The organism is Allobosea caraganae (genome assembly GCF_003351345.1).
GTDB classification, from domain to species: domain Bacteria; phylum Pseudomonadota; class Alphaproteobacteria; order Rhizobiales; family Beijerinckiaceae; genus Allobosea; species Allobosea caraganae.
The window spans coordinates 1-1,372 of the sequence record NZ_QQTO01000006.1 but is presented as its reverse complement, the minus strand read 5'-3'; the positions used below and the strand labels follow the sequence as shown (position 1 = coordinate 1,372).

The following is a 1,372-nucleotide window of genomic DNA, read 5'->3' as shown; positions in this document are numbered from 1 at the left end:
CGAAGACGAAGCTGTCATGGCCCGAGCCGCCCGAGAGCGCGTCGTCGCCTGCGCCGCCGGTGAGGCGATCGTCGCCCGAGCCGCCCTTGACCACGTCGTCGCCCGCGCCGCCATTGACCGTGTCGGCGTCGGAGCCGGCGTCGATCGTGTCGTTGCCGTCGCCGCCATCGACGATGTCGATGCCCGAGCCACCCTTGAGCACGTCGTCACCAGTGCCGCCGGAGACGGCATCGGCGCCCGAGCCGCCATCGACGCTGTCGTTGCCGAGGTTGCCGAGAAGCGTGTCGTCGCCGGCCCCGCCGGTGATCGCGTCGTTGCCGGCGCCGCCGTCATAGAGGTCGGCGCCATTGCCGCCGCTGAAGACGTCGTCGCCGGCATTGGCCGGGCCGTAGCTCAGGTAGCTGCCGCCCTGGCCGTCGGCGGCCAGGGTGAAGGCCATGCCGGCATAGTCGTCGGCAGGGTCGAGGTGAAGCGTCAGCGTGGCGCCCGCGCCGCCGGTCACGGTCAGCAAATTGCCCGCCCCGAGCGTCGCCTGCGCCCCGGTGAAGCCGAGCAGCTGGATGCGGTCGTCCTGACCGAGGCCCGAGAGCGTGCCGGTGAAGCCGGCCTCGATCGCCAGGGTCTGCGCGCCGTCCTGGAAGGCGAGGTTGGCGCCATGGCCGGTGACCGTCCAGTTGCCGGCAAGGTCGAGCTGCTCGACGCCGGTGAGCGCGCCCAGCGTGCCGTTCCCGGTCAGCACCAGCCGGTCATGGCCGGCACCGCCGTCGATCGGCCCGACCGGGGCTGAGGCGGCGACCAGCGTCACGACATCGTCGCCGTCACCCAGCCGGAAGGCCTCGATGCCGGTGAAGCTGTCCGTGCCGAGCCCGGCCGCGCTCGCCTTGCCGGCGGTGAGGTCGAGCAGGATCGCGCCGGTCGCGCCGGCCAGCACCAGCGTGTCCGAGCCCTCGCCGCCGATCAGGGCGTCGTCGCCCGCGCCGCCGTCGAGCGCGTCGTTGCCGGAGCCGCCATTGAGCGTGTTGGCGGCGGCGTCGCCGGTCAAGGTGTCGTTGCCGGAGCCGCCGAGCACGGTCTCGATGCCGGAGAGCTCGTCCTGGCCCGAGGCCTCGCCGATGGCGCTGCCGGTGGCGAGGTTCACCACGACGCCGGCGGTATCGGTGCCGTAATCGGCCGTATCGACCCCGTCGCCGCCCTTGAGCACGTCGTCGCCGGCCCCGCCGGTGAGGCTGTCGTTGCCCGCGCCGCCGTCGAGGTCGTCGTCGCCGCTGCCGCCCGCGAGCGCGTCGTTGCCCTCGCCGCCGAGCAGCGTGTCGTCATCCGCCCCGCCGTCGAGCGTGTCGTTGCCCGCCAAGCCGCTCAGAACGTCGTCGCC

Annotated in this window: 1 protein-coding gene; it reads right to left on the bottom strand. The window is 73.5% G+C overall.

What is annotated here, in order from left to right; translation table 11 throughout:
• Positions 1-1,372, bottom strand: a 1,372-nt coding sequence (locus DWF00_RS02735; protein WP_147283860.1) for a calcium-binding protein, incomplete at both ends; no start/stop codon positions are given.